Source organism: Nocardia aurea (assembly GCF_003123685.1).
GTDB lineage: Bacteria > Actinomycetota > Actinomycetes > Mycobacteriales > Mycobacteriaceae > Nocardia > Nocardia aurea.
In genome coordinates this window covers 143,804-164,116 of the sequence record NZ_QCYJ01000103.1, presented here as the reverse complement: position 1 = coordinate 164,116, position 20,313 = coordinate 143,804, and the positions used below count along the sequence as shown (strand labels likewise).

Genomic DNA, 20,313 nt, shown 5'->3' with positions numbered 1-20,313 from the left:
CGTGGTGTCATCGGGCAGCCCCCGCGGGTTCGCCCTCGACCGCCGCCGCTGCCTCGGCCGGGGGCTGTTGCGCGCCACGAAGCCGCGACAGCCAGATCAGTCCGGCGCCGAGGCCGATCCACAGACCGATGATCGACAGATCCGCCCCGATGCCGTGTCCGTCGAAATAGATCGTGCGGCGCAAAGCGTCGAGCACGGCCGAGGTCGGCAACCAGGAATGCAGATGTGTGAACAGCGCGGGGGTCATATCGACCGGCACCGCAGCGCCCGATGACGGGATACCGAGAATGATGAGGATGACAATGCTGACCAGTGTCATCGCGGGTCCGATGAGTTTGATGCCACCCGATTGCAGTAGACCGGCGGTGACAACGGCCAGCCACACCAACCCGGCGACCGCGAACAGATTGTTCGTGACCGCCCCGTACATGCTGTAGGCAACGAAGGTCGTCACGATAGCGGCGATCATCCCCATCAGCGCGATGATGCCGAGTTCGGTGCGCAGCGACAGCCCCGACACCGCCAGATTGAGCACGGTCGCGGTCACGAAACCGGCCAGGATGGCGGCGAGTCCGACGAACAGGAAACTCATACCGAGGCGATCGAAAGCGGGCAGTGGCGCGATATCGCGCACGGTCAATGTCATGCCCAGCCCATCGGCGACGGCCTCGAACGCCGTTGTCACCGTGGCGGCGGCGGCGGCGCTGCCCGCACCGGCCACATACAGCGTGCCAGTCGCCGGATCGAACGCACCGCGGATGTCGAGAGTTTCGAGATGCGCGCGCGCGGTGTCGATATCGGCCACATTCCCGATATCGAACGCGGGCGCCATTCGAGCCGATAGTACGGCTACAAGCCGCGTGGCCTGCTGATCGGTGCCGATCACCTCCACGCCCATGGCGCGCGGGCTCGGTTCATGTAGGGCGTACAGGTAGACACCGGGCAGCGCGATTGCCATGAACAGCGGAAATATCAACGCGCCGAGCATGAGCTTCGCAGTGCTCTGCCACCCTCGGTCACGGCTCGGCCGAGATGAATTGGCCACAGCTCTCTTCCTCAGAACGGACGAACGAGATCATTTACAGATGTAAATTAGCACAACACCTGTAAAAAAGAGCAGCTAAAAAGGTGACCTGGCCCTCGTCGTCGTCATCGACCCGAGCCTGCTCCAACGAAGATGTTCGTCGCCAAGAATCTGTGGCCGAGTGCGCTTCGCCGCCGCGGACGTCACCGACGAGGCGCGGTGTCGGATGCGCTCGAGGTCGACGGCTAGGCGAAGCACCTGGATATCGGTCGACGCACTTACCTGGTGCCGGCCGCGCGGTGGTCGGCAATCAACTGCCGCCGCAGGATCTTCCCGCTCGGCAGCCGTGGAACCTCGCCGAAACCGACCGAGCGGGGCGCCTTGTAGTGCGCCAGCTTTTCGCGGCAGTAATCGATCAGTTCGCGCTCGAGGCCCACTCCACAGGTCACTCCCGGAGCAGGTTGGACGACGGCGTGTACACGCTGGCCCATCTCGTCGTCAGGCAAGCCGATCACCGCTACGTCGAGCACCGAGGGATGCGAGATGAGAACATCTTCGATCTCTTGCGGATAGATGTTCACCCCGCCGGACAGGATCAGATCGGACCGTCGGGCCGACAGGTAGAGATAGCCGTCCTCGTCGACGTGCCCGAGGTCGCCCAGCGTATTCCAACCCTTGTCGTTGAACGCCTCCGCTGTCTTGGCCGCATCGCCGAGATACTCGAATCGTTCGACGTCACCGAACCAGACGGTGCCTACCTCGCCGGGGCCGAGCTCGCTACCGTCGGCGTCGCAGATGTGCACGACACCTCGAACCGCCCTGCCGACCGAGCCTCGATGCTCGAGCCACTGCGGCGTGTCGATCATGAAGAAGCCGGTTCCCTCGCTGCCGGAGTAGTACTCGGTCAGCGTGGGCCCGAACCAGTCGATCATTCGCTCCTTGACTTCCACCGGACACGGCGCGGCGGCGTGCACCACCAGTCGAACGCTGGATACGTCGTAGCGCTCCCTGACTTCTTCGGGCAACTTGAGCATCCGCACGAACATGGTGGGGACGAATTGCGCGTGGGTCACCCGGAATTCGTCGATGAGTCGCAGGGTGCGTTCCGCGTCGAACTTGTCCATCACGATGGCGGTGCCACCGTTGCGCACGGTGCCCATGGTCCATCCCAGCGGAGCGGCGTGGTAGAGCGGCCCGGGACTGAGGTAGACACTGTCGGGCCCGAAACCGAACGCGGTGCCCATCATGTGGTCGATTGCCAATCCGGTTCCGAACGGGTGTCCGGCCAGTTTCGGAAGAATTCCTTTGGGGCGTCCTGTCGTTCCGGAGGAGTACAGCATGTAGTAGCCCTCGCACTGGTCATCTATCGGCGTGTTCGGCAGTCCTGCGACCACGTCGTCGAGTCGCTCGACGGTGTCGGTATCGCCGCCTGCCAGCAATCGTGATCGCAGCTCGGGCGCGGCGACTTCGGCCGCCTCGGCGAGATCGGTCAGCGACGCCGAGTGGATCAGCATCCGCGCACCGCAGTTCGCGACGATATAAGAGGCCTCGTCGGCGCTCAGGTGCCAGTTCACCGGCGTGTAGAGCAGGCCGGCCCGCTGCGCGGCCCACACGACCGGGAACAGCTCGATCTGGTTCTGCATCAGGATCGCGATATGGTCGCCGGGCCCGAGTCCCCGGGACCGGAAGAAGTGCGCGATCCGGTTCGAGCGCTCCTCGAGCTCGCGGTAGGTCAGCATTGCGCCGCCTGCGGCCATCACGATCGCGGGTTTGTTCCCGTGTCGGGCCGCCAGTTCCGTGAGATTCACGCCGTACCCCTTTTTCTGGTCGAGTGGTGTCGGAGCGAGCCTGTTCAGCCGTTCTCCGACAGGGCCTTACGCCACTCCCCCGGCACGCGCGCCTTGTCGAGTTCTTCGGCGAGCCGGTCTACGACCGTCTGCACGCTCGGCACGTCATCGATCACCCCGGTCGAGTGACCCGCGCTCCACACCGACTTCCACGGTTTGATGCCCTCGGGCAGGTTCGGCCGGTGTCTGCCGCTCGGACGAGGCAGGTTTTGCGGGTCCAGGCCTGCCCGGATCATCGAGGGGGCGAGGAAGCTCGCGGGGAGACCGGCGATCGCGTCGGTGAAGATCACGTCTTCGCTCTTGGAAGTGACCAGCATTTCCTTGTGACCGTCGACGGCGCCGGACTCCGCGGTCGCGATGAATCGGGTGCCCATCACGACGATATCGGCGCCGAGCGCGAGCGCGGCCGCGATCCCGTTACCGTCGGCGATCCCGCCGGCCAGCATGATCGAGCCGTCGAAGAAGCTGCGAACCTTGGGCAGGAACGAGAACGGCGACAGCGTGCCCGCATGACCGCCTGCTCCCGCGCAGACCAGCATCAGCCCGTCGACGCCCGCTTCGATCGCCTTCTCGGCGTGCCGGATGGTGGTCACATCGTGAAAGACCTTGCCGCCCCATTCGTGTGCCGCGTCGACGACTTCCCTCGGATCGCCCATATTGGTCAGGATCAGCGGTGCCCGATGCTTACGCACGGTGGCCAGCGCCTGGTCGCGCGCTGTCCGGTCCATCGCCGCCGAGGCGAGCATATTCACGCAGAACGGCGCGAATTCGGCGCCTGCGTCCACCGTGGCCTTCTCGGCTTCGCGAATCGCGTGCAGCCACGAATCCAAGGTTTCCGGGCTGCGCGGGTTGGCCGACGGGAAAGCCCCGATGATGCCTGCTCGGCAGGAGGCGATGATCAGGTCCAGATTGGAGACGATGAACATCGGCGCCGCCATCACCGGGATCCTGAGCGAGTTCCAGTTGATCATGGGTTGCCTCTCTCGGCGAAGTATTCCTTCCGCAAGTCGGCCTTGCGGATCTTGCCCACCGCGGTGCGCGGCAGTTCGTCGACGATCACCAGCTTTTCCGGCGTCTTCTGCTTGGCCAGTCCGGATGCGGCGAAGTGCTGACGGATCTCGTCGAGATCGAGTACCGCATCGGGTGCGAGTACCACGACCGCGGCGGCGACCTCGCCGTACCGTTCGTCCGGCGCCGCCACCACCGCGCTGTCGGCCACAGCCGGATGAGTGCGCAGCACATCCTCGATCTGGCCGGAGGAAATCGTCTCGCCCGCGCGGATGATGACGTCCTTGATCCGATCGGTGATCGATACCCGGCCGTCGGAGTCGAGGTGGCCGAGGTCGCCGGTGCGCATCCAGCCGTCGTCGGTGAACGCGGCGCGGTCGAGCGCGGAGTCGCGATAGCCGACGAATTGGTCCGGTCCGCGGGTGATGATCTCGCCGACGGCCCCGACCGGCACGTCGCGGCCGTCGGCGTCGATGACGCGGATCTCCACGCCGGGCAGCGGTGCGCCGTCGGTGTGGAGGCGGGCGTCCTGCGAATCGTCGACGCCGCACACGGAGATCGTCGGATGCTCGGTCGCTCCGTAGCACCGGTAGGTGGTGATGCCCGCCGCCGCGGCACGCCTGCCCAGTTCGTCGGGAACGGTCGCCGCGCCGACCATCAATTCAGTCAAGGTCGTCAACTTGTCGCCCCGGTCGGCGAGATCCAGGATCCCGGCGAGGTGGAACGGGGTACCGACAGTGGAGGTGACTCCGTACCTGGCGATCAGATCGACCGCATCGTGTGGATCCCAGTTCTGCATGTACACGCTGGCGGTCCCGTGCACTATCGGGCGCAGGATGCTCGCGACACCCGCGATGTGGCCAGGCGGGAACGAGACGAGATGCACCGACGCCTCGGTCGTGTTCTGCAGGTGCGGCATGGTCCGTTGCTCGGCGAGCATCGAGTTGTGGGTGTGCTGAACACCTTTCGGCGCCGAGGTGGTCCCGGATGTGTAAACGAGCAGGCATACGTCGTCGGAGCGAACCTGCGGCCTGCGGTATCCGCCGCCCGTGTCGAGCTGCGCCCACGCTGTCGCGCCCGCGTATTCCGCGTCGCCTACCACCACGATTCGCTCGAGGGTCGAAACGGCGGACAGCTCTGCGATCCGTTCGGTGTAGCGGATCGAGCGGACCCGATCCGGCATGATCAGGACCTTCGCCTCGGACTGTTCGAGGATGAACGACAACTCGGCCGTGCCGTAGATATGCACGACCGGGACAAGCGTCGCTCCGGTGAGAAGTACCGCCTCGTAGGCCACCGCGCATTCGAACTGATTGGGCAGTTGCACTACCACCGTGTCGTTGGGCCCGACGCCCATGCCCTGTAGCGCGGCCGCGATCCGCGTCGCCTCGCGATGAATCTCGCCCACCGAGGTTTCGACCGCAGTGGCGTCGCCCGCGAACACCATCGGCACGTCCGCGTGGACCGAACCACCGACCTCGCACACGTCGATGACGGTGCGGTCGGAGTACCAGCCCGACCGATACCATTTCGCGCGCAACGTCTCCGGGTCGAAGACTGTCGTGTCGGACGCCATCACACGTTGGCCTCGTTCAGGCGGGGAGACCGCCGCAAGTGCTTGTGCCGCAACGCGCGGGGTTCGTAGACCAGGTCGGCGCGGGCGATCGTCGTGCCTGGAGCGACCACGTCATCGATGAGGTCGAGCACCTCGTCGGTCAATACGGTATCGATGACCTTCAACTGGCTCTCGAGTTGGTCCATCGTGCGCGGACCGATGATGGTCGAGGTCACCGCGGGATGCGCGAGCGTGAATCCGAGCGCCAGGGTGATCAGGTCCGTGCCCGCTTCGGTTGCGATGCCGTCGAGGCGGTCCAACAGTTCGAGTTTGCGTTGCGCGCCGTCGGAGTCGAGCCGCCACGCCCCGCGACCGAGACGACTGAAACGTGCCGCGTCGCCGCCCGCGTTGTCGTTGCGATACTTTCCGGTGAGCCAACCGCCGTTCAACGGACTCCAGACGATCGCGCCCATGCCATATCGCTGGCAGGTGGGAAACACATCGCCCTCGGCGCCGCGCACGAAGATCGAGTACGGCGGCTGTTCGCAGCGCGGTTTGACATGCCCGCGATCGGCTGCCACCCACTGTGTTTCGACGATCGCCTCCGCGGGAAACGTCGATGTGCCGACCATCCGTACCTTGCCGTCACGGACCAGGTCCGAAAGTGCGCCGAGTGTGTCATCGAGATCGGTGGCCTCGTCGAGCCGGTGCACCTGGTACAGGTCGATGTAGTCGGTGCCCAGGCGGCGCAGGCTGTCCTCACAGGCCCGTACGATCCAGCGGCGTGACGCCCCGCGATGGTTGGCATCGCGACTCATGGGATTGAAGAACTTGGTCGCGACCACCACGTCGTCGCGTCTGCCCGCGATCGCCTTGCCGACGATCTCCTCGGACTCGCCGCGGGAGTACACGTCGGCGGTGTCTATGAAATTGATGCCGGCGTCCAACGCTCGGTCAATGATTTTCCGGCAATCGTCGTGGTCGGTGTTGCCGAGCGCTCCAAACGACATCGCGCCGAGGCACAGGCGCGAGACGGTCACTCCGCTGCGCCCGAGATGCTTGAACTCCATACCTATCGTCCCTTCCACACGGGTGCGCGCTTTTCCACGAACGCGCGCGGCCCTTCCTTGGCGTCCTCGGTCTGGTGAATACGCTGGTGCTCAGCGTGGCAACGCGCCCAGTCGTCCTCGGCGTTGACGAACCGTGAGTCGACCAGTCCGGCGACCAAGCGTTTGTTGGCCCGCACCGCCAGTGGTGCATTCGTGGCAATCGCCTGCGCCAACTCGATCGCCGTCGCGAGGGCTTGCCCATCGGGCACTACCCGATTGACCAACCCCCACTTCTCGGCTTGCGTTGCACTGAATCGTCGACCGAGAAGCAGGATCTCCATCGCGACTGTTCTCGGCACCCATCGCGATAGCCACACCACTCCTCCGCCGGAGGCGATATATCCGTTGCGCACTTCCGGCAGGGAGAACTCCGCGGATTCCACCGCGACCACAAGGTCACAGGCCATCGCGATCTCAGCGCCGCCCCCGATCGCGTGGCCGTTGACCGCGGCCACGACCGGCTTGTCGATCGGATGCTCGCAGATCCCACCGAATCCCCAGCCGCGCTTGGCAGGATCGGCGGGTTCGATTCCGCGACCGTCGGCCATCGCGGTGAGGTCTCCTCCACTGCAGAAGCAGGAACCATTCGAACCGGTCACCACGACAGCCTGCACAGCGGGGTCATCTCGCGCGTATTCCAAAGCATCACCGATGCCTTCGGCGACCGCTGAATCGACGGCATTGCGAACCTGCGGGCGATTGATCGTTATCACCAGGACAGCGCCATGCAGTTCGGTGAGGACGACGCTCTCGACCGATTCACGAACGGCGGCTTCTCGGATCGCGATGGGATCACGCGTGTCCTCGCCGGGGGACACTTCGGCGTGGTTCATAACGCCGATCCCTCGTTCGAGGCGGCCCGTATGCGCACCGGCCGGTAGCACACACCCAGCAATGCCGTCGCCGCCACCAGGCCGAGCCCGGCGGACAGCCCGAATCCCGACCACCCGATGAGGATGTTCTTCCCGAAGATCGCCCAGTCCAGACTTATTCGCCCCGCCCCGGCGATGGCGACCGATACGGCGCAGATCGCGAGGTTCGCGTTGTACTCCCACCCGTTCGAGGCGATGAAGAAGCCGTGGTCTCGGTGTACCGTCCACGTGGCCACCGCCATCAGTGACACGAACGCGGCGGCGGCGAACGGAGTGAGCAGACCGAGCGCGAACAGGATTCCGGCACCGATCTCGGTGCAAGCCGCAAGCCATGCCTGTAGTCGGCCCGGACGCATACCGATACTGTCGAACCAACGCGCGGTTCCGGGAATTCGTCCACCGCGGAACAGCTTTCCGTATCCGTGGGCAGCCATCGTCAGTCCCGCGCCGACACGTAGCAGCGCCAGACCCATGTCGATCGGGGTCATGAGATCTCCATTTCGGGCGGTATCAGCTCAGCCGGGCAAGTACTGTGCCCGCGGCGCGGTCGCGCAGATTCTCCGGTCGGCCGAGCGCGACCTGGTTGGCGATGCCGCGGCGCAACAGCAGGTGCGCGGGGTGTTCCCAGGTGAAACCGATGCCGCCGTGAATCTGAACGCAGCCCTCGGCCACCGAGACCGCGCTGTCCATCGCGGCGGCCGCGGCGATGTCCGCGGCGAGCCGTGCCTCGCTGTCGTTCACCTCGTGTTCCGCTGCGGACAACACCTGCCCGCGCGCCCCCTCCGCGGCGACCAACATGTCGGCGCAGCGATGCGAGACGGCCTGGTACGAGCCGATCAGGTGACCGAACTGCTCGCGCTGGCCGGCCCAATCGACGGCCAGAGCCAGCGCCCGGTTCGCGACGCCGACCGAATCCGCGGCGACTACCACCTGCGCGACTCGCCGAGCGGCGTCGAGGATCCGGGTCACCTCCGCTCCACGAGCGATGATCTCGGGCTCGACCCCGTCGAGCACGACAATCCCGATCGTGGCGGTGACGTCCACCGATTCCTGCGGGGCGACCTCGGCGTGGATGGGATTCACGATGCCGAGAACGAGTTCGCCGGTGGTCGCCTCACGGGCGAGGACGACCAGTCGATCGGCGACCGGCGCACCCGACACCCGTTCTACCGACCCCGACAGCCGGGCACCCTCCAAGGCCGGCAACGGGCCGTCGATAGCCCAGCCGTTGTCATCGACCGGGACGACGAACGCCGCGGTGGCTCCGTCGCACACCGCGCGGACAGCCTCGACCGCGGATGCCTGCCGCAGCACTTCGAGCGCGATGAGTGTCGGAACGAGCGGTACCGGGGCAACCGCGTAACCAGCCTCTTCGACAGCGACCGCGAGCAATCGCAGGCTCGCACCGCCCCCACCGAGTTCCTCGGGAACCGCGAGACCGGGCAGCCCGAATCTGACCAGTTCGTTCCAGAGCCCTTTATCGTAGTCGGCGGTCTCGCGTGCCCAGGACAGCAGCCGATCGGTGCTGGTATAGGACGCCAGCGCCTTGGCGAGAACCTCACGCAACGCGGCCTCGTCCTCCTGCGGCTCGGTCAGCGGGCGGCCCGGCGCGACCGGCGCCGGACGAGTGCCCTCGCCGCGGTGTGACGGCAGCCCGAGAACCTGCTCGGCGATGGCGTTGCGCTGTATCTCCGCGGTACCGGCGCCGATGGTCGAGGCCCGGGTCATGAAGTAGCCGTACGTCCATCGGCCGCCGTCGACCGCGCCCGGGGACCGGTTGCCCAGGGCCGCGCCCGCTCCGGTCAGGCGCTGGGCCAGCCGATGCAGTTGCTGTTCGAACTCCGACTTGACCAATCGGTTGACCGAGGCGACGCCGCCCGGATCCGCTTCGCGCAGTACGGCGTCGAGCGCACGCGCACTGTTGGCCGCGATGGCTCGCACTCCGGTCTCCACGGCGGCGAGTTCCTGACGCACCAGGGCGTCATCGGCGTAGCCCTGGGCGATCGCGAGGGAGAACACCTTGTCGACCAGCCCGCGGTAGCGGAATTCGTCGGCGAGGAAAGCTGTCGCTCGTTCGTGGCCGAGGGAGGTGCGCATCACCGACCAGCCCTTGCCCTCCTCACCCACCAGGTTCTCCGCGGCCACCACGACGTCATCGAAGAAGACTTCGGCGAAGTGGTGCCCACCGGAGGCATCCGCGAGCGGGCGAACGTCGATGCCGGGCGAGTTCATCGGGATCAGCAGGTAGCTGATTCCCGCTGTTCCGCGGCCGGCCGGACCGGTGCGCACCAGCGCGAACATCCAGTCGGCCGCTGTTGCCTGGGTGGTCCAGATCTTCTGGCCGGTGACGCGGTAGTTCTCGCCGTCGCGAACCGCCCTGGTCGACAGCGAAGCGAGGTCACTTCCCGCGCCGGGTTCGGAGAAGCCCTGGCACCAGATCTCATCGGCCCGCAACAGCGGCTCGAGGAAGCGCTTCTTCTGGGCTTCGGTGCCGTAGACGATCAGTGTGGGCGCGACGATGAAGGCGATCGGGTGCGGGTGCTTCGGCACACCGGCGGCGCTGGTCATCCGGTAGTAGTCGAGCTGATCCTCCAGACCGAGATCGAGACCGCCGACAGCCGTCGGCCAACCCGGTGCCGCTAGTCCGGCGTCGACCAGCTCCGACTGCCAGGCCCGCGCGGCCGCAGCACGCTCCTTCGGAGTCTTCGGCCGTGGCCGAGTCGCGTAGGCGTCGAGCAGGGCGGTCAATCGAGCGCGCCAGTCGCCCGTCCCGATCGGACCCTCCGGCGACTCCGTCATCGATCCCTGCACCGCGCCTCCTCCATCATTCCTCAATAATTACTAGGTTAACTTAGTGATAGATTACAGCCAGGTGACCGAGATCGGAAGTACCAACGAAAAACCGATGGGTGGCGCAGCGTTGCCGCCGCGCCACCCATCGGTACCCCGCACTCTCAGACGCCGGGCAGAAGCAGTTCGCGCGCCGCGGCCCGATATTCCTCGCTCGGTTCGACCGAGCCGGAGCAGCCGTCGGCGGTGTTGACATCGACCGAGCAGGACGCCGCGACCTTCACGCCTTCCTGGAAGAGCCCGGCACGGAACTCGATCGAGGACCGACCGATTCGTTGCACTCCGATGCCGAGCCGAACCTCGCCCGGGTAGTTCACCTCCGCGAGGTAATCGATCTCGAGATGGACCAGAACGGTCCGCCGCGACACGCCATCGGACAGCGACTCGTCGATCAGCCGATGCAGGCTGACACGTCCTTCTTCGAAGAATCGCGTGATCGCGACGTTGTTCACGTGATCGTAGGCGTCGATGTCAGCGAATATCAGACTGATCTCGCGATGACAGGGATACGACTCGAGCGACAGAGAATCGGTCAAGCAGAAACTTCCTGTCCGATGGTGTTCGGTGCGGACGATCGAAAGCTGGCCCCGGCCATATCAGCGGCGGTCGCTGTAGACCATTTCCTGTGCCAGGCTCGCCACGATCCGGCTGCCGTCGACGACAGTTCCCGAATACCAGCCACGTTTGCCCGCCGACACCCCCCTCCCGAGGTCGACGAAGATCCAGTCGTCCCAGCGCGGCAGGTGATGGAACCACAACGAGTGATCGATGCTCGGTCCGAGAACCTCGCTGCCGACAGTGCGTCGCAGTCCCGTCGAGAAGTCCGACATGTAGGCGATCGCTGCCGCATGGAGAAGCGAATCATTCTGTGGCAGTGGGCAATTGGGTCGCACCCAGAACCTCGCCGGAAAGAACTTCTCCGGACCGGACCAGTCCTGGACCCGGACCTGCAGCGCCAGTTCCGGATCCGGCGTGACGGCCGGGCATCGCTGCGGCGGAGCCAGCGGAACTACCTCCGAGGCAGTGTGCTCCTCACCTACCGCGGGTGTCCGAAAAGACGCCGACATGCTGAAGATGACTTCGCCGTCCTGCTGTGCGACGACGCGGCGCGCCGAGTAGGTCCCGCCGTCCCGGTCGTTCTCGACCCGAAAGATCACCGGGCGAGCACCGTCACCCTTGCGGAGGAAGTAGCCGTGTAGCGAGTGCGGAAGCCGTTGCCGATCAACGGTTTCGCCGCAGGCCAGTAGCGCCTGCGCGAGAACCTGCCCGCCGTACAGCGCGCGATCGACCTCGAACCGGTGCACGGAACGAAACAGGTCGCGGTCGATGCGGTCCAGCATCAGCACGTCCGTGAGCGGGACCGTCCGCAATTCGTCCGCGTACGCAGGCTCAGCTAGCTCCGGCATCTCAGATCGACTTGGCCGGGCGCTTGTCGAACCGGTCACCGATATCCTTGCCGTCCGGCCGCCACGATGCCGCGGCCTCGGCCTCCAGCCCGAGTGCGTGCGCGACCGAAGCGCCCGCGCCCTCTTTGAGCAGTCGCAGCATGCGCTGGACGGCCACCGGGTGGCTCGCAGCGATCGACCCGGCGATAGCGAGGGTGCGCTCCATCAACTGCTCGTGCGACACGACCTCGTTCGCCAGACCGATGCGCAGCGCGGTCGCCGAATCGATCGGATCACCGCTGAGAATGATCTGGGTCGCGGCGGGCAAGCCGACGATCCGGGGCAACATCGCGCTGCCGCCCCAGCCGTTGAGCAGACCGATCGAGGCGTGCGTGTCAGCGAAGACAGCATTTTCCGAGGCGATGATGAACGAGCAGTTCACCGCGAATTCGAATGCTCCGGTGTAGCAGGGCCCGTTGACTGCGGCGATCACCGGCTTGCCGATCGCCCGCACGGCTTGAGTCGGCGTGGTTCCCTCGGTGCGCGGCGGTGGACCCGTCAACGCTTCGGGCAGGTCCACGCCGGAGGAGAACGCCGTGCCTGCCCCGGTGATCACCACTACCCGAACGTCGGCGTCGGCGTCGGCCTTCCACAGTTCGCGCTTGATCGCCTTTCGCATGGCCCGATTGATCGCGTTGCGTCGATCTGGCCGATTCAACGTCAGAATCGCGACGTGGCCGTCGCGAGTCACCAGGACCGGCTCGTGCTCGATCTCGTCGTTCTTCTCACCCATCGGGACTCCTCCACATTCTCAAACGAATTCGACTACTGCCCGGGTGAACGCGTCGTTGTCATCTCCGGCGGCGGTATGCCCCGCCCCGCTCAGTTCGACGAACTGCGCGGTCGGCACCACCTCCAGGAACTTCTCGACGGCGTCCCTGCTGACCACATCGGACATCGCGCCTCGTACGACGAGCATCGGCACTCCCAGGTCGGCCGCGACCGCCTCCAGTCCGCGTACCCATGCCTCCAGGTCCCGCTCCGGCTTGCGGAGGAACTGCGGGTCCCAGTGCCATCGCCAACGTCCGTCCGGACGCTGCCTCAGATTGCGGCGCAAGCCTTCCTGGCTGTGCGGTCGCGTTCGGTGCGGCAGGTACGTCGCTATCGCGTCCGCGGCCTCGGCGAGGTCGGCGAAGCCGTCCGGGTTGCCCTCCATGAAGGTCCTGATCCTGCGGCTTCCGCTACCCTTCTCGAACCGCGGCACCACGTCGACCAGCACGAGTTTGCGAACTCGCTCGGCGCCGAGTTCGCTCGCGGCCTGGAGGCCGGTCAGTCCACCGAGGCTTGCTCCGACGATGGTGACCGGATCTCCGATCGCGTCGACCACCGCGCACACATCCCGGGCGAGCGTGTCCAGCGCGTACTCGGCCGCCGAATGCGCCCACGCACTGTCGCCGTGACCGCGAGTGTCGACCGCGACGACGCGAAATCCTCGGTCAGCCAAGCGGATACCCGTTTGCTTCCAAGAATGCCGAGTCTGTCCGGTTCCGTGCAACAGCAGCACCACGGGGTCGCCGTCGCGGCCCCACGAATCCCCCGCCAGCCGCAGTCCGCCCAACCCGCGGAATTCCACGGAACAATCCGAATTCGTCGTAGCGATACTCATCGCAGCTGTGTCCGACACCGTCAGGAGACCGCGACCGGATCCGAGATCAGTGCCGAGTTCCGACGCAGGACGGTCTCGGCCTCGGCGGCGATCCGGGTGACCAATTCACCGGCGGTCGGGATGTCGTTGATGAGGCCCTGCACCATCCCGACGGTCCAGATACCGGCCTCGGGATCGCCGTTCTCGTAGACCTTGCGTCCGCGTGTACCCGCGACGAGTTCCTGCACATCCTTGAACTGCCCACCCTTGGCGAGGATGTCGACCACCTCTTCGCTCACCGAGTTCTTCGCCGCGCGCATGGTGTTGCGGAGCTGTCGGAAGATGAGCTGTGTGTCCAGTTCGGTCGCCGCGACGATCTGTTCTTTGATCTTCTGATGGATCGGGCTTTCGACGGTGCACATGAATCGGGTGCCCATATTGATGCCGTCCGCGCCCAACGCCAGCGCGGCGGCGAGCCCTCGACCGTCCGCGAAGCCACCGGAGGCCAGGATCGGGACGGTCAGCTTGTCCGCTGCGGCGGGAATCAGCACCAATCCAGGGACGTCGTCCTCGCCGGGGTGGCCCGCGCACTCGAAGCCATCGATGCTCAACGCGTCGACGCCCAGGCTCTGTGCCTTGAGAGCGTGCCGCACGCTGGTGCATTTGTGGATCACTTTGACACCGTGCTGCTTGAAATGCTCGACGTGCACCTGCGGATTGGAACCCGCGGTCTCGACGATCTTCACCCCGGAGTCGATGATCGCGTGCCGGTACTCCTCGTACGGAGGCGGATTGATCGACAGCGTGAGGGTGAGATTCACGCCGAACGGCTTGTCGGTCATCTCACGGGTCCGCGCGATCTCCCGGGACAGATCCTCCGGGGTCGGCTGGGTGAGTCCGGTGATGATGCCCAGACCGCCCGCTTCCGAGACCGCCGCGGCGAGCTCAGCACGGCCCACCCACATCATGCCGCCCTGGACGATAGGGTGCTCGACGCCGAACTCTTCGGTGAAGCGTGTCTTCAACATGGTGGGACTCCTAATCGTGCGCGGTGGTGGCCAGCGGCGAATCGGGCCGATAGAAGACGGCGTCGCGCTTCTCCAGAAAAGCCGCCTTGGCCTCTTGCGCCTCGACGCCGACGATGTTGTTGGCTTGGACGTGGTTCTCGCGCTGCAACGCGTCCGCGATGCCACCACCGGCAGCGGCCGCGTCGAGCAGCTGTTTGGTCAGCGACAGCGCCTGAGCGGGCGCGTGCACCAGGCGGCGGGCCATGATCTCGACGGTGGTATCGAGATCCTCGGGGGCGACGACCCTGGTGACCAATCCGAGCGCCGACGCCTCGGCGGCCGAGAGTATGTCACCGAAGAAGGCGAGTTCTTTGGCCTTCTGGAGTCCGACGAGTCGCGGAAGTAGCCAACTGCCGCCGAAGTCGAGCGACAACGCGCGGCGGATGAAGATCTGCGAGAACCTCGCCCGTTCGGTGGCGACGACCATGTCGCAGCCGAGCGCGAGGTTCCAGCCTGCGCCGACCGCGACGCCGTCCACCTTCGCGACGGTCGGGATGGTCAGCGCGGCCAGGGCTTCGGCCGCGTGGCTCGCCCGCTTCATGTAGTCCAAGGCGTCCCCGTCGAAGCCTTCGAGATCCGCCCCGGAACAGAAATCTCCGCCCGCTCCGGTCAGCACCATCACCCGGTCACCGTGGGTCCGTTCGATCTCGGTGAAGACCTCGGCCAGCTCGCGCCACATCGTCGGATTGCCGGCGTTCTTCTTCTCCGGCCGCGACATTGCGACCGTCACCACACCGTTGTGGCGTTCGACTTTCACCGTCTGCATCTCGCCCACCTTCTCGTCGTCATTCGTGACACCGCCGCCACGGACCAGACATAGATAACATAGTGCACTAAGTACATGCACCGCAAGGCGGGATTAGACGGGTGCCGCGGGCACCGCCCGAACGGAAACAGTTAGTTGCTCTCAGCACTTTTCCATCGGCGGCCGAGGCACTTTGCGATTTGCTCGCCATCGACAGATCCTCAGCGCTCGAGATCGTCGTCACGAACCAATGAATCGAATGCGCACCTAGTGAACTTAGATTGCTTATTGACACATCTCACTTGCCCACCTACGTTTACCTGACCTCTTGTTTGTGACCCGCATCACGGCACAGACGGCGCGGCTCGGCCGCGCGCAAACGCCCTGAGAAAAAGGAACTCCATGACCGACATCCGTGATAGTTCGCTATCCATCAAGGCCAGACTGGGTAGACTCGGCCTGATCGCACTGATTCCCGCGTTCGCCCTCGCCACCGCGTGCAGCGACGGAAGCGACTCCACGAGCACGTCGGCCGAGGCCCCGAGCAGCGCCTTCCCCGACAAACCGGCGACAGGCAGTCCCATCAGGATCGGCCTGATCAATCCCGAAGGCGGGCCTGCGGTTTCGCAGCCGTCCAACCGCGAGGCGGCCGAGGCGGTAGTCGCGTACGCGAACGCGAATCTGGGCGGGATCGCCGGACATCCTGTCGAACTCGTCGCGTGTGCGAGCAAGGAAGATCCCGCGTCGAACCGTGACTGCGCCAACAAGATGGTCGAAGCGAAAGTCTCCGCTGTCGTGGTCACCGCGACCGCTTACGGCGACACGATGGTCCCGATCATCGCCGGAGCCGGCATTCCCTACCTCACACCGGCCGGCGTCAGTGGCGCGGAGATGACCACCCCCAACGCCTTCACACTCACCGGAGGGTTCGCGGGCACCCTGAAGTCGATGGCGTCCTACGCCGGGAGCAAGGGCTACAAGAAGGTGACCGCCTTCGTGACCGATTCCGGTGCTGCGGCTCCTACGGCTAAGGCGATGGGTGGACCTGCCTTCGGTGCCGCGGGCATCGACCTGCAGGTCGTGCCCGTTCCGCTCGGCACGCCGGATGCGACGCCCCAGGTCAGCTCCGGGATCTCCAAAGACGTCGGCGCCATCGCCGTGATCGGTGACGCGACGATGTGCACGTCGGTGCTCAAGGCCCTCGGCACTCTCGGGGCGTCCCAGGACAAGATGCTCATTCAGCCGTGCCTGGATCCCGCGACCATCGAGGCGGTCGGCGACGCGATCGAAGGCGCCCACGTCTTCACCACCGCGGACCTGGTCTCCGACGACGCCGAAGCGGTGCTCTACCGGAGCGTGATGAAGAAGTACGCACCGAAGACCGATATCGCGGGCTACACCTACACCGGCTACCAGGGCATGCTCGGCCTGGTGCGCGCGGCGCAGGGCGTGACCGGTGAGCCGACCGCCGCGGCGGTCTCCACCGCGATCAAGACAGCCACGAACGTGAGCCTGCCCGCCGGGCACGGCATCACCTTCAGCTGCAACGGCAGCTCGATGTCGATCCTGCCCGCGATCTGCAGCACCCAGCTGGTGACCGTCACGATCAGCGACGGCAAGCCCTCCGATCCGCAGATCACCAAGTAATTCGGCGCACTCAGCGAAATGATCGGTACCCGAGGAGCTTTCCGTGACTGACCATCTGGTCTTCCTAACCCTGGGGCTGGGCAACGGGGCCGTGTACGCGGCCCTGGGACTGGCGCTGGTGATGACGTTCCGAAGTTCGGGCGTCGTGAACTTCAGTACCGGCGCGGTCGCCCTGTACGTGGCATACACCTATGGATTGCTGCGTAAGGGGCAACTGCTCAACCCGATTCCGGGGATGCCGAAGACCGTCGATCTCGGAGGGCGTCTCGGCCTGGTACCCGCGATGGCGATCTCGCTCGCCATCGCGGGAGTACTCGGAATACTGATCTACGCGATCGTATTCCGCCCGCTGCGCACCGCGCCTCCGGTCGCGAAGGCAGTCGCTTCGATCGGTGTGATGCTCTTCGTTCAAGCCCTGCTGGCCGTTCGGGTAGGTACCACACCGGTTTCGGTGAAAGCGATTCTGCCGTCCGGGGTGCTTTCGGTCGGCGATACCCGCATCCCCACGGACAGACTGTGGTTCGCGGGAGTCATTCTCGCGCTCGCGCTCGTACTCACCCTCTCGTTTCGCTGGACCCGATTCGGGCTTGCCACTCGCGCCGCCGCCGAATCGGAGAAGGGCGCCCTGGTCACCGGGCTCTCGCCCGAACGGATCGCCTTCGGCAACTGGGCGCTGAGCACGGTGGTGGCCGGGCTGAGCGGAATCCTGATCGCACCGATCGTGCCGCTCATCCCGGTCTCCTACACACTGTTCATCGTGCCCGCACTCGCGGCGGCGCTGGTCGGCAACTTCAACGCGCTCGGCCTCACCGTTGGCGCAGGTCTCGGCATCGGCATGTTGCAGTCGGAGATGACGCACCTGCAGAGCACCGTGAGCTGGTTTCCCCAGTCCGGCACAGCCGAACTGGTCCCGCTGGTGATGATCCTGATCTTCCTGGTGGTGCGCGGAAAACCGCTGCCGTCCCGTGGCGCGATCATTCAGCAGACGCTGGGCCGGGCTCCGCGTCCGCGTAATCTGCTGATCCCCACCGTGGTTTCGGTCGTCGTCGCCCTCGCCGCGCTGCTGCTGACATCCGGCAGCTACCGCGCCGCCGTGATCACCACCCTGATCCTCGCTGTCGTCGCGCTGTCCCAGGTGGTCGTCACCGGCTTCGCCGGTCAGATCTCGCTGGCGCAGCTCACGCTGGCAGGTGTCGGCGCGTTCACCCTCAGCCGCCTGACGAACGACCTCGGCATACCGTTTCCCATCGCTCCGGTGATCGCCGCGCTCGTCGCCACCCTGATCGGGGTGGTCGTGGGGCTGCCCGCGCTTCGGATTCGCGGACTGCCCGTCACCGTGGTCACCCTGGCGCTGGCGGTTTGCCTCGAGGCCTTCTGGTTCCGCAACAGCAATCTCAACGGCGGACTGCTCGGGGCCCACATCGAGAACCCCCGCCTGTTCGGCATCGATCTCGGTATCGGGGTAGGGGCGGGGTACCCGCGGATCTCGTTCGGCATCGTCTGTCTCATCACCCTTGTCCTGATCGCATTGTGCGTCGCCAGGCTGCGCACCAGTCGCCTCGGTGCTTCCATGCTCGCGGTGCGCGCCAACGAGCGTTCTGCCGCCGCGTCCGGAATCGACGTCGCGCGAACCAAGATCAAGGCCTTCGCCATCGGTGCGTTCATCGCCGGACTGGGTGGCGCCCTGATGGGCTACCAGCAGACGCTCGCGACGGCGGAGTCGTTCTCGGCTATCGCGGGAATCGGCCTGTTCGCCATTGTCTACATCGCCGGAGTCACATGTGTCTCCGGCGGCATCCTCGCCGGTGTCATCGGCGGGGGCGGCGTCCTGTTCATCGTCATGGACAGATTCATGCATTTGGGCGACTACTACGCGATCCTGTCCGGAATCCTTCTGGTACTGACCGTCATCCGGTATCCGGAGGGCCTGGTCGGGTACCTGCACGGGTACACGGCACGAATCCGCGAGGTGGTCGGTCGTCTTCGCCCGGTCCGGACCGGCGAGCCTGTCACGACACCGGCCCCGACTCCGGTCCGTGCCCCGCAGCTTCGAGAGACCTCCGACGAGATCCTGCTGGCCGCGCGGGGAATCGGCGTTCGCTACGGCGGTGTCGTGGCACTGGACGATGTCAACTTCGACGTCCGAGCCGGCGAGATCATCGGACTCATCGGCCCGAACGGCGCGGGCAAGACCACCTGCATCGACGCACTGAGCGGATTCGCTCCCGCGTCGGGCACGGTGACACTCGGCGACCTGCGCGTGGACGGCATCGATCCGCACAAACGGAGCAGACTCGGCCTCGGCCGCACGTTCCAGGGCATCGAGTTGTACGACGATCTGACCGTGCGAGAGAACGTCGAGGTCGGTGTAATGGCTGCGGCGCACCGTCCGGACGGCGGTGCCGCGCCTTCGAACGCCGACATCGATGCTCTGTTCGGTGTGCTCCACCTGGGCGAGGTGGCCGATCGTTCGGTCAGCGAGCTGTCCCAGGGGCAACGCCAACTGGTCTCTGTCGCCCGCGCCCTCGCCGGACGCCCCAGGATCGTCCTGCTCGATGAACCGGCCGCAGGCCTCGACAGCACCGAAAGTCGTTGGCTGGGTGAGCGTTTGAAAGGCGTTCGAGACGCGGGCGTGACGGTTCTCATGGTCGATCACGACATGGAACTCGTCCTCGACATCTGCGACCGGATCGTCGTTCTCGACCTCGGCCGCGTCATCGCCGCGGGCACGCCCGACCAGATCCGATCGAACCCCGATGTGGTGCGTGCCTATCTCGGCACCACCCACGCACCCACGGAGGTATCCGTATGACCACCGTTCTGGCATGTGCCGGAATCGACGCGGGCTACTCGGAGGGACGCCCGTGTGTGCGCGGTTTCGACCTCGCGCTCGCCGAAGGCGAGGTGCTGTCATTGCTCGGCCCCAACGGCGCGGGCAAGACCACCCTGTTGATGACCCTGGCCGGACTGCTGCCCAGTCTCGGCGGCACGATTTCGATCGCGGGCACCGTCGTCAAGCCCGGCCGCGCGCGGGCGTCGTCGCGAGCCGGGTTGGTGCTGGTGCCCGACGATCGCGCGCTGTTCACCGGTCTCACCGTGAAGGAGAATCTCCAGCTCGCCCGCGGCCGAACGGGGCCGGTCGTCGCCGACATCATCGAGTACTTTCCTCGGCTCGGCGAGCGGCTCGAGGTCGCCGCAGGCATGCTCTCCGGCGGTGAACAGCAGATGCTCGCGATCGGGCGAGCCCTCATGCAGAATCCGAAGGTCCTGCTCATCGATGAACTGAGCATGGGTCTGGCTCCGGTGATCGTCGAATCACTGCTACCGGTGATCCGCAGGGTCGCCGACGACAGGGGCGCCGCGGTCGTACTCGTCGAACAACATGTGCGACTGGCGCTGGAGATCGCCGACACCGCGATCGTTCTCGCACACGGACGCGATGTCCTGCGAGGCGGCGCGGCCGAACTCGCGGCCGCGCCGGAAAAGATCGAGCGCGCCTACCTCGGAGGCGTCGAGGCCGAAGCCGTAGTGTGACCGACCACGCGCGCCGCTGATGCCG

The 20,313-nt window shown here is 65.8% G+C and carries 17 protein-coding genes; 3 read left to right on the top strand and 14 right to left on the bottom strand.

Translation table 11 applies throughout. From position 1 onward, the window contains the following. Positions 1-7: 7 nt before the first annotated feature. The 14 genes from DAT37_RS21915 to DAT37_RS21850 all read right to left on the bottom strand — a co-directional run bounded on the left by DAT37_RS21915 (position 8) and on the right by DAT37_RS21850 (position 15,128). Entirely contained in the window at positions 8-1,045 is a 1,038-nt protein-coding gene (locus DAT37_RS21915) for an ABC-2 transporter permease (RefSeq protein ID WP_157978608.1), read from the bottom strand. Positions 1,046-1,302: 257 nt separating this feature from the next. Next, a complete protein-coding gene (locus DAT37_RS21910) occupies positions 1,303-2,781 on the bottom strand; it encodes an acyl-CoA synthetase (protein ID WP_232839975.1) in 1,479 nt (492 codons plus the stop codon). A gap of 95 nt (positions 2,782-2,876) precedes the next feature. Further along, positions 2,877-3,842, bottom strand: a complete 966-nt coding sequence (locus DAT37_RS21905) for an NAD(P)H-dependent flavin oxidoreductase (protein WP_109526704.1) — start codon at positions 3,840-3,842, stop codon at positions 2,877-2,879. Next, positions 3,839-5,455 (bottom strand): AMP-binding protein, encoded by a 1,617-nt coding sequence (locus tag DAT37_RS21900; RefSeq protein ID WP_109526703.1) that lies wholly within the window; start codon positions 5,453-5,455, stop codon positions 3,839-3,841. The genes DAT37_RS21905 and DAT37_RS21900 overlap by 4 nt, the downstream gene beginning before the upstream one ends. After that, complete coding sequence (locus DAT37_RS21895; protein ID WP_109526702.1) at positions 5,455-6,504, bottom strand: aldo/keto reductase; 1,050 nt, start codon at positions 6,502-6,504, stop codon at positions 5,455-5,457. Before DAT37_RS21895 ends, DAT37_RS21900 begins: the two co-directional genes overlap by 1 nt. Before the next feature lie 2 nt (positions 6,505-6,506). Further along, a complete protein-coding gene (locus DAT37_RS21890) occupies positions 6,507-7,376 on the bottom strand; it encodes an enoyl-CoA hydratase-related protein (RefSeq protein ID WP_109526701.1) in 870 nt (289 codons plus the stop codon). Continuing rightward, positions 7,373-7,903, bottom strand: a complete 531-nt coding sequence (locus DAT37_RS21885; protein ID WP_109526700.1) for a DoxX family protein — start codon at positions 7,901-7,903, stop codon at positions 7,373-7,375. The genes DAT37_RS21890 and DAT37_RS21885 overlap by 4 nt, the downstream gene beginning before the upstream one ends. Positions 7,904-7,925: 22 nt before the next feature. Then, the gene (locus DAT37_RS21880; protein WP_109527319.1) at positions 7,926-10,214 is read right to left on the bottom strand and encodes an acyl-CoA dehydrogenase family protein; all 2,289 of its coding nucleotides are present in this window, start codon (positions 10,212-10,214) and stop codon (positions 7,926-7,928) included. A 155-nt stretch (positions 10,215-10,369) separates the two neighbouring features. Further along, on the bottom strand, positions 10,370-10,801 hold the full coding sequence (locus DAT37_RS21875; RefSeq protein ID WP_109526699.1) for an acyl-CoA thioesterase: 432 nt from the start codon (positions 10,799-10,801) through the stop codon (positions 10,370-10,372). Positions 10,802-10,861: 60 nt separating this feature from the next. Continuing rightward, positions 10,862-11,671 (bottom strand): acyl-CoA thioesterase, encoded by an 810-nt coding sequence (locus DAT37_RS21870; RefSeq protein WP_109526698.1) that lies wholly within the window; start codon positions 11,669-11,671, stop codon positions 10,862-10,864. A 1-nt stretch (position 11,672) separates the two neighbouring features. Next, the gene (locus DAT37_RS21865; RefSeq protein ID WP_109526697.1) at positions 11,673-12,443 is read right to left on the bottom strand and encodes an enoyl-CoA hydratase-related protein; all 771 of its coding nucleotides are present in this window, start codon (positions 12,441-12,443) and stop codon (positions 11,673-11,675) included. A gap of 18 nt (positions 12,444-12,461) precedes the next feature. Next, the gene (locus tag DAT37_RS21860; RefSeq protein WP_109526696.1) at positions 12,462-13,316 is read right to left on the bottom strand and encodes an alpha/beta fold hydrolase; all 855 of its coding nucleotides are present in this window, start codon (positions 13,314-13,316) and stop codon (positions 12,462-12,464) included. 20 nt (positions 13,317-13,336) lie between these two features. Beyond that, a complete protein-coding gene (locus DAT37_RS21855) occupies positions 13,337-14,323 on the bottom strand; it encodes an NAD(P)H-dependent flavin oxidoreductase (RefSeq protein WP_109526695.1) in 987 nt (328 codons plus the stop codon). Positions 14,324-14,333: 10 nt separating this feature from the next. Next, positions 14,334-15,128, bottom strand: a complete 795-nt coding sequence (locus tag DAT37_RS21850) for an enoyl-CoA hydratase/isomerase family protein (RefSeq protein ID WP_109527318.1) — start codon at positions 15,126-15,128, stop codon at positions 14,334-14,336. 381 nt (positions 15,129-15,509) lie between these two features. On the opposite strand from DAT37_RS21850, the gene DAT37_RS21845 reads away from it, so the two are divergent. From DAT37_RS21845 to DAT37_RS21835, 3 genes are read left to right on the top strand one after another with little or no spacing between them, the layout of a single operon-like run. Next, on the top strand, positions 15,510-16,754 hold the full coding sequence (locus DAT37_RS21845) for an ABC transporter substrate-binding protein (protein WP_109526694.1): 1,245 nt from the start codon (positions 15,510-15,512) through the stop codon (positions 16,752-16,754). A 43-nt stretch (positions 16,755-16,797) separates the two neighbouring features. Beyond that, positions 16,798-19,566: a branched-chain amino acid ABC transporter permease/ATP-binding protein gene (locus tag DAT37_RS21840; RefSeq protein WP_109526693.1), complete on the top strand. Its 2,769-nt coding sequence runs from the start codon at positions 16,798-16,800 to the stop codon at positions 19,564-19,566. Beyond that, on the top strand, positions 19,563-20,288 hold the full coding sequence (locus tag DAT37_RS21835; protein ID WP_109526692.1) for an ABC transporter ATP-binding protein: 726 nt from the start codon (positions 19,563-19,565) through the stop codon (positions 20,286-20,288). Before DAT37_RS21840 ends, DAT37_RS21835 begins: the two co-directional genes overlap by 4 nt. Positions 20,289-20,313 lie beyond the last annotated feature (25 nt).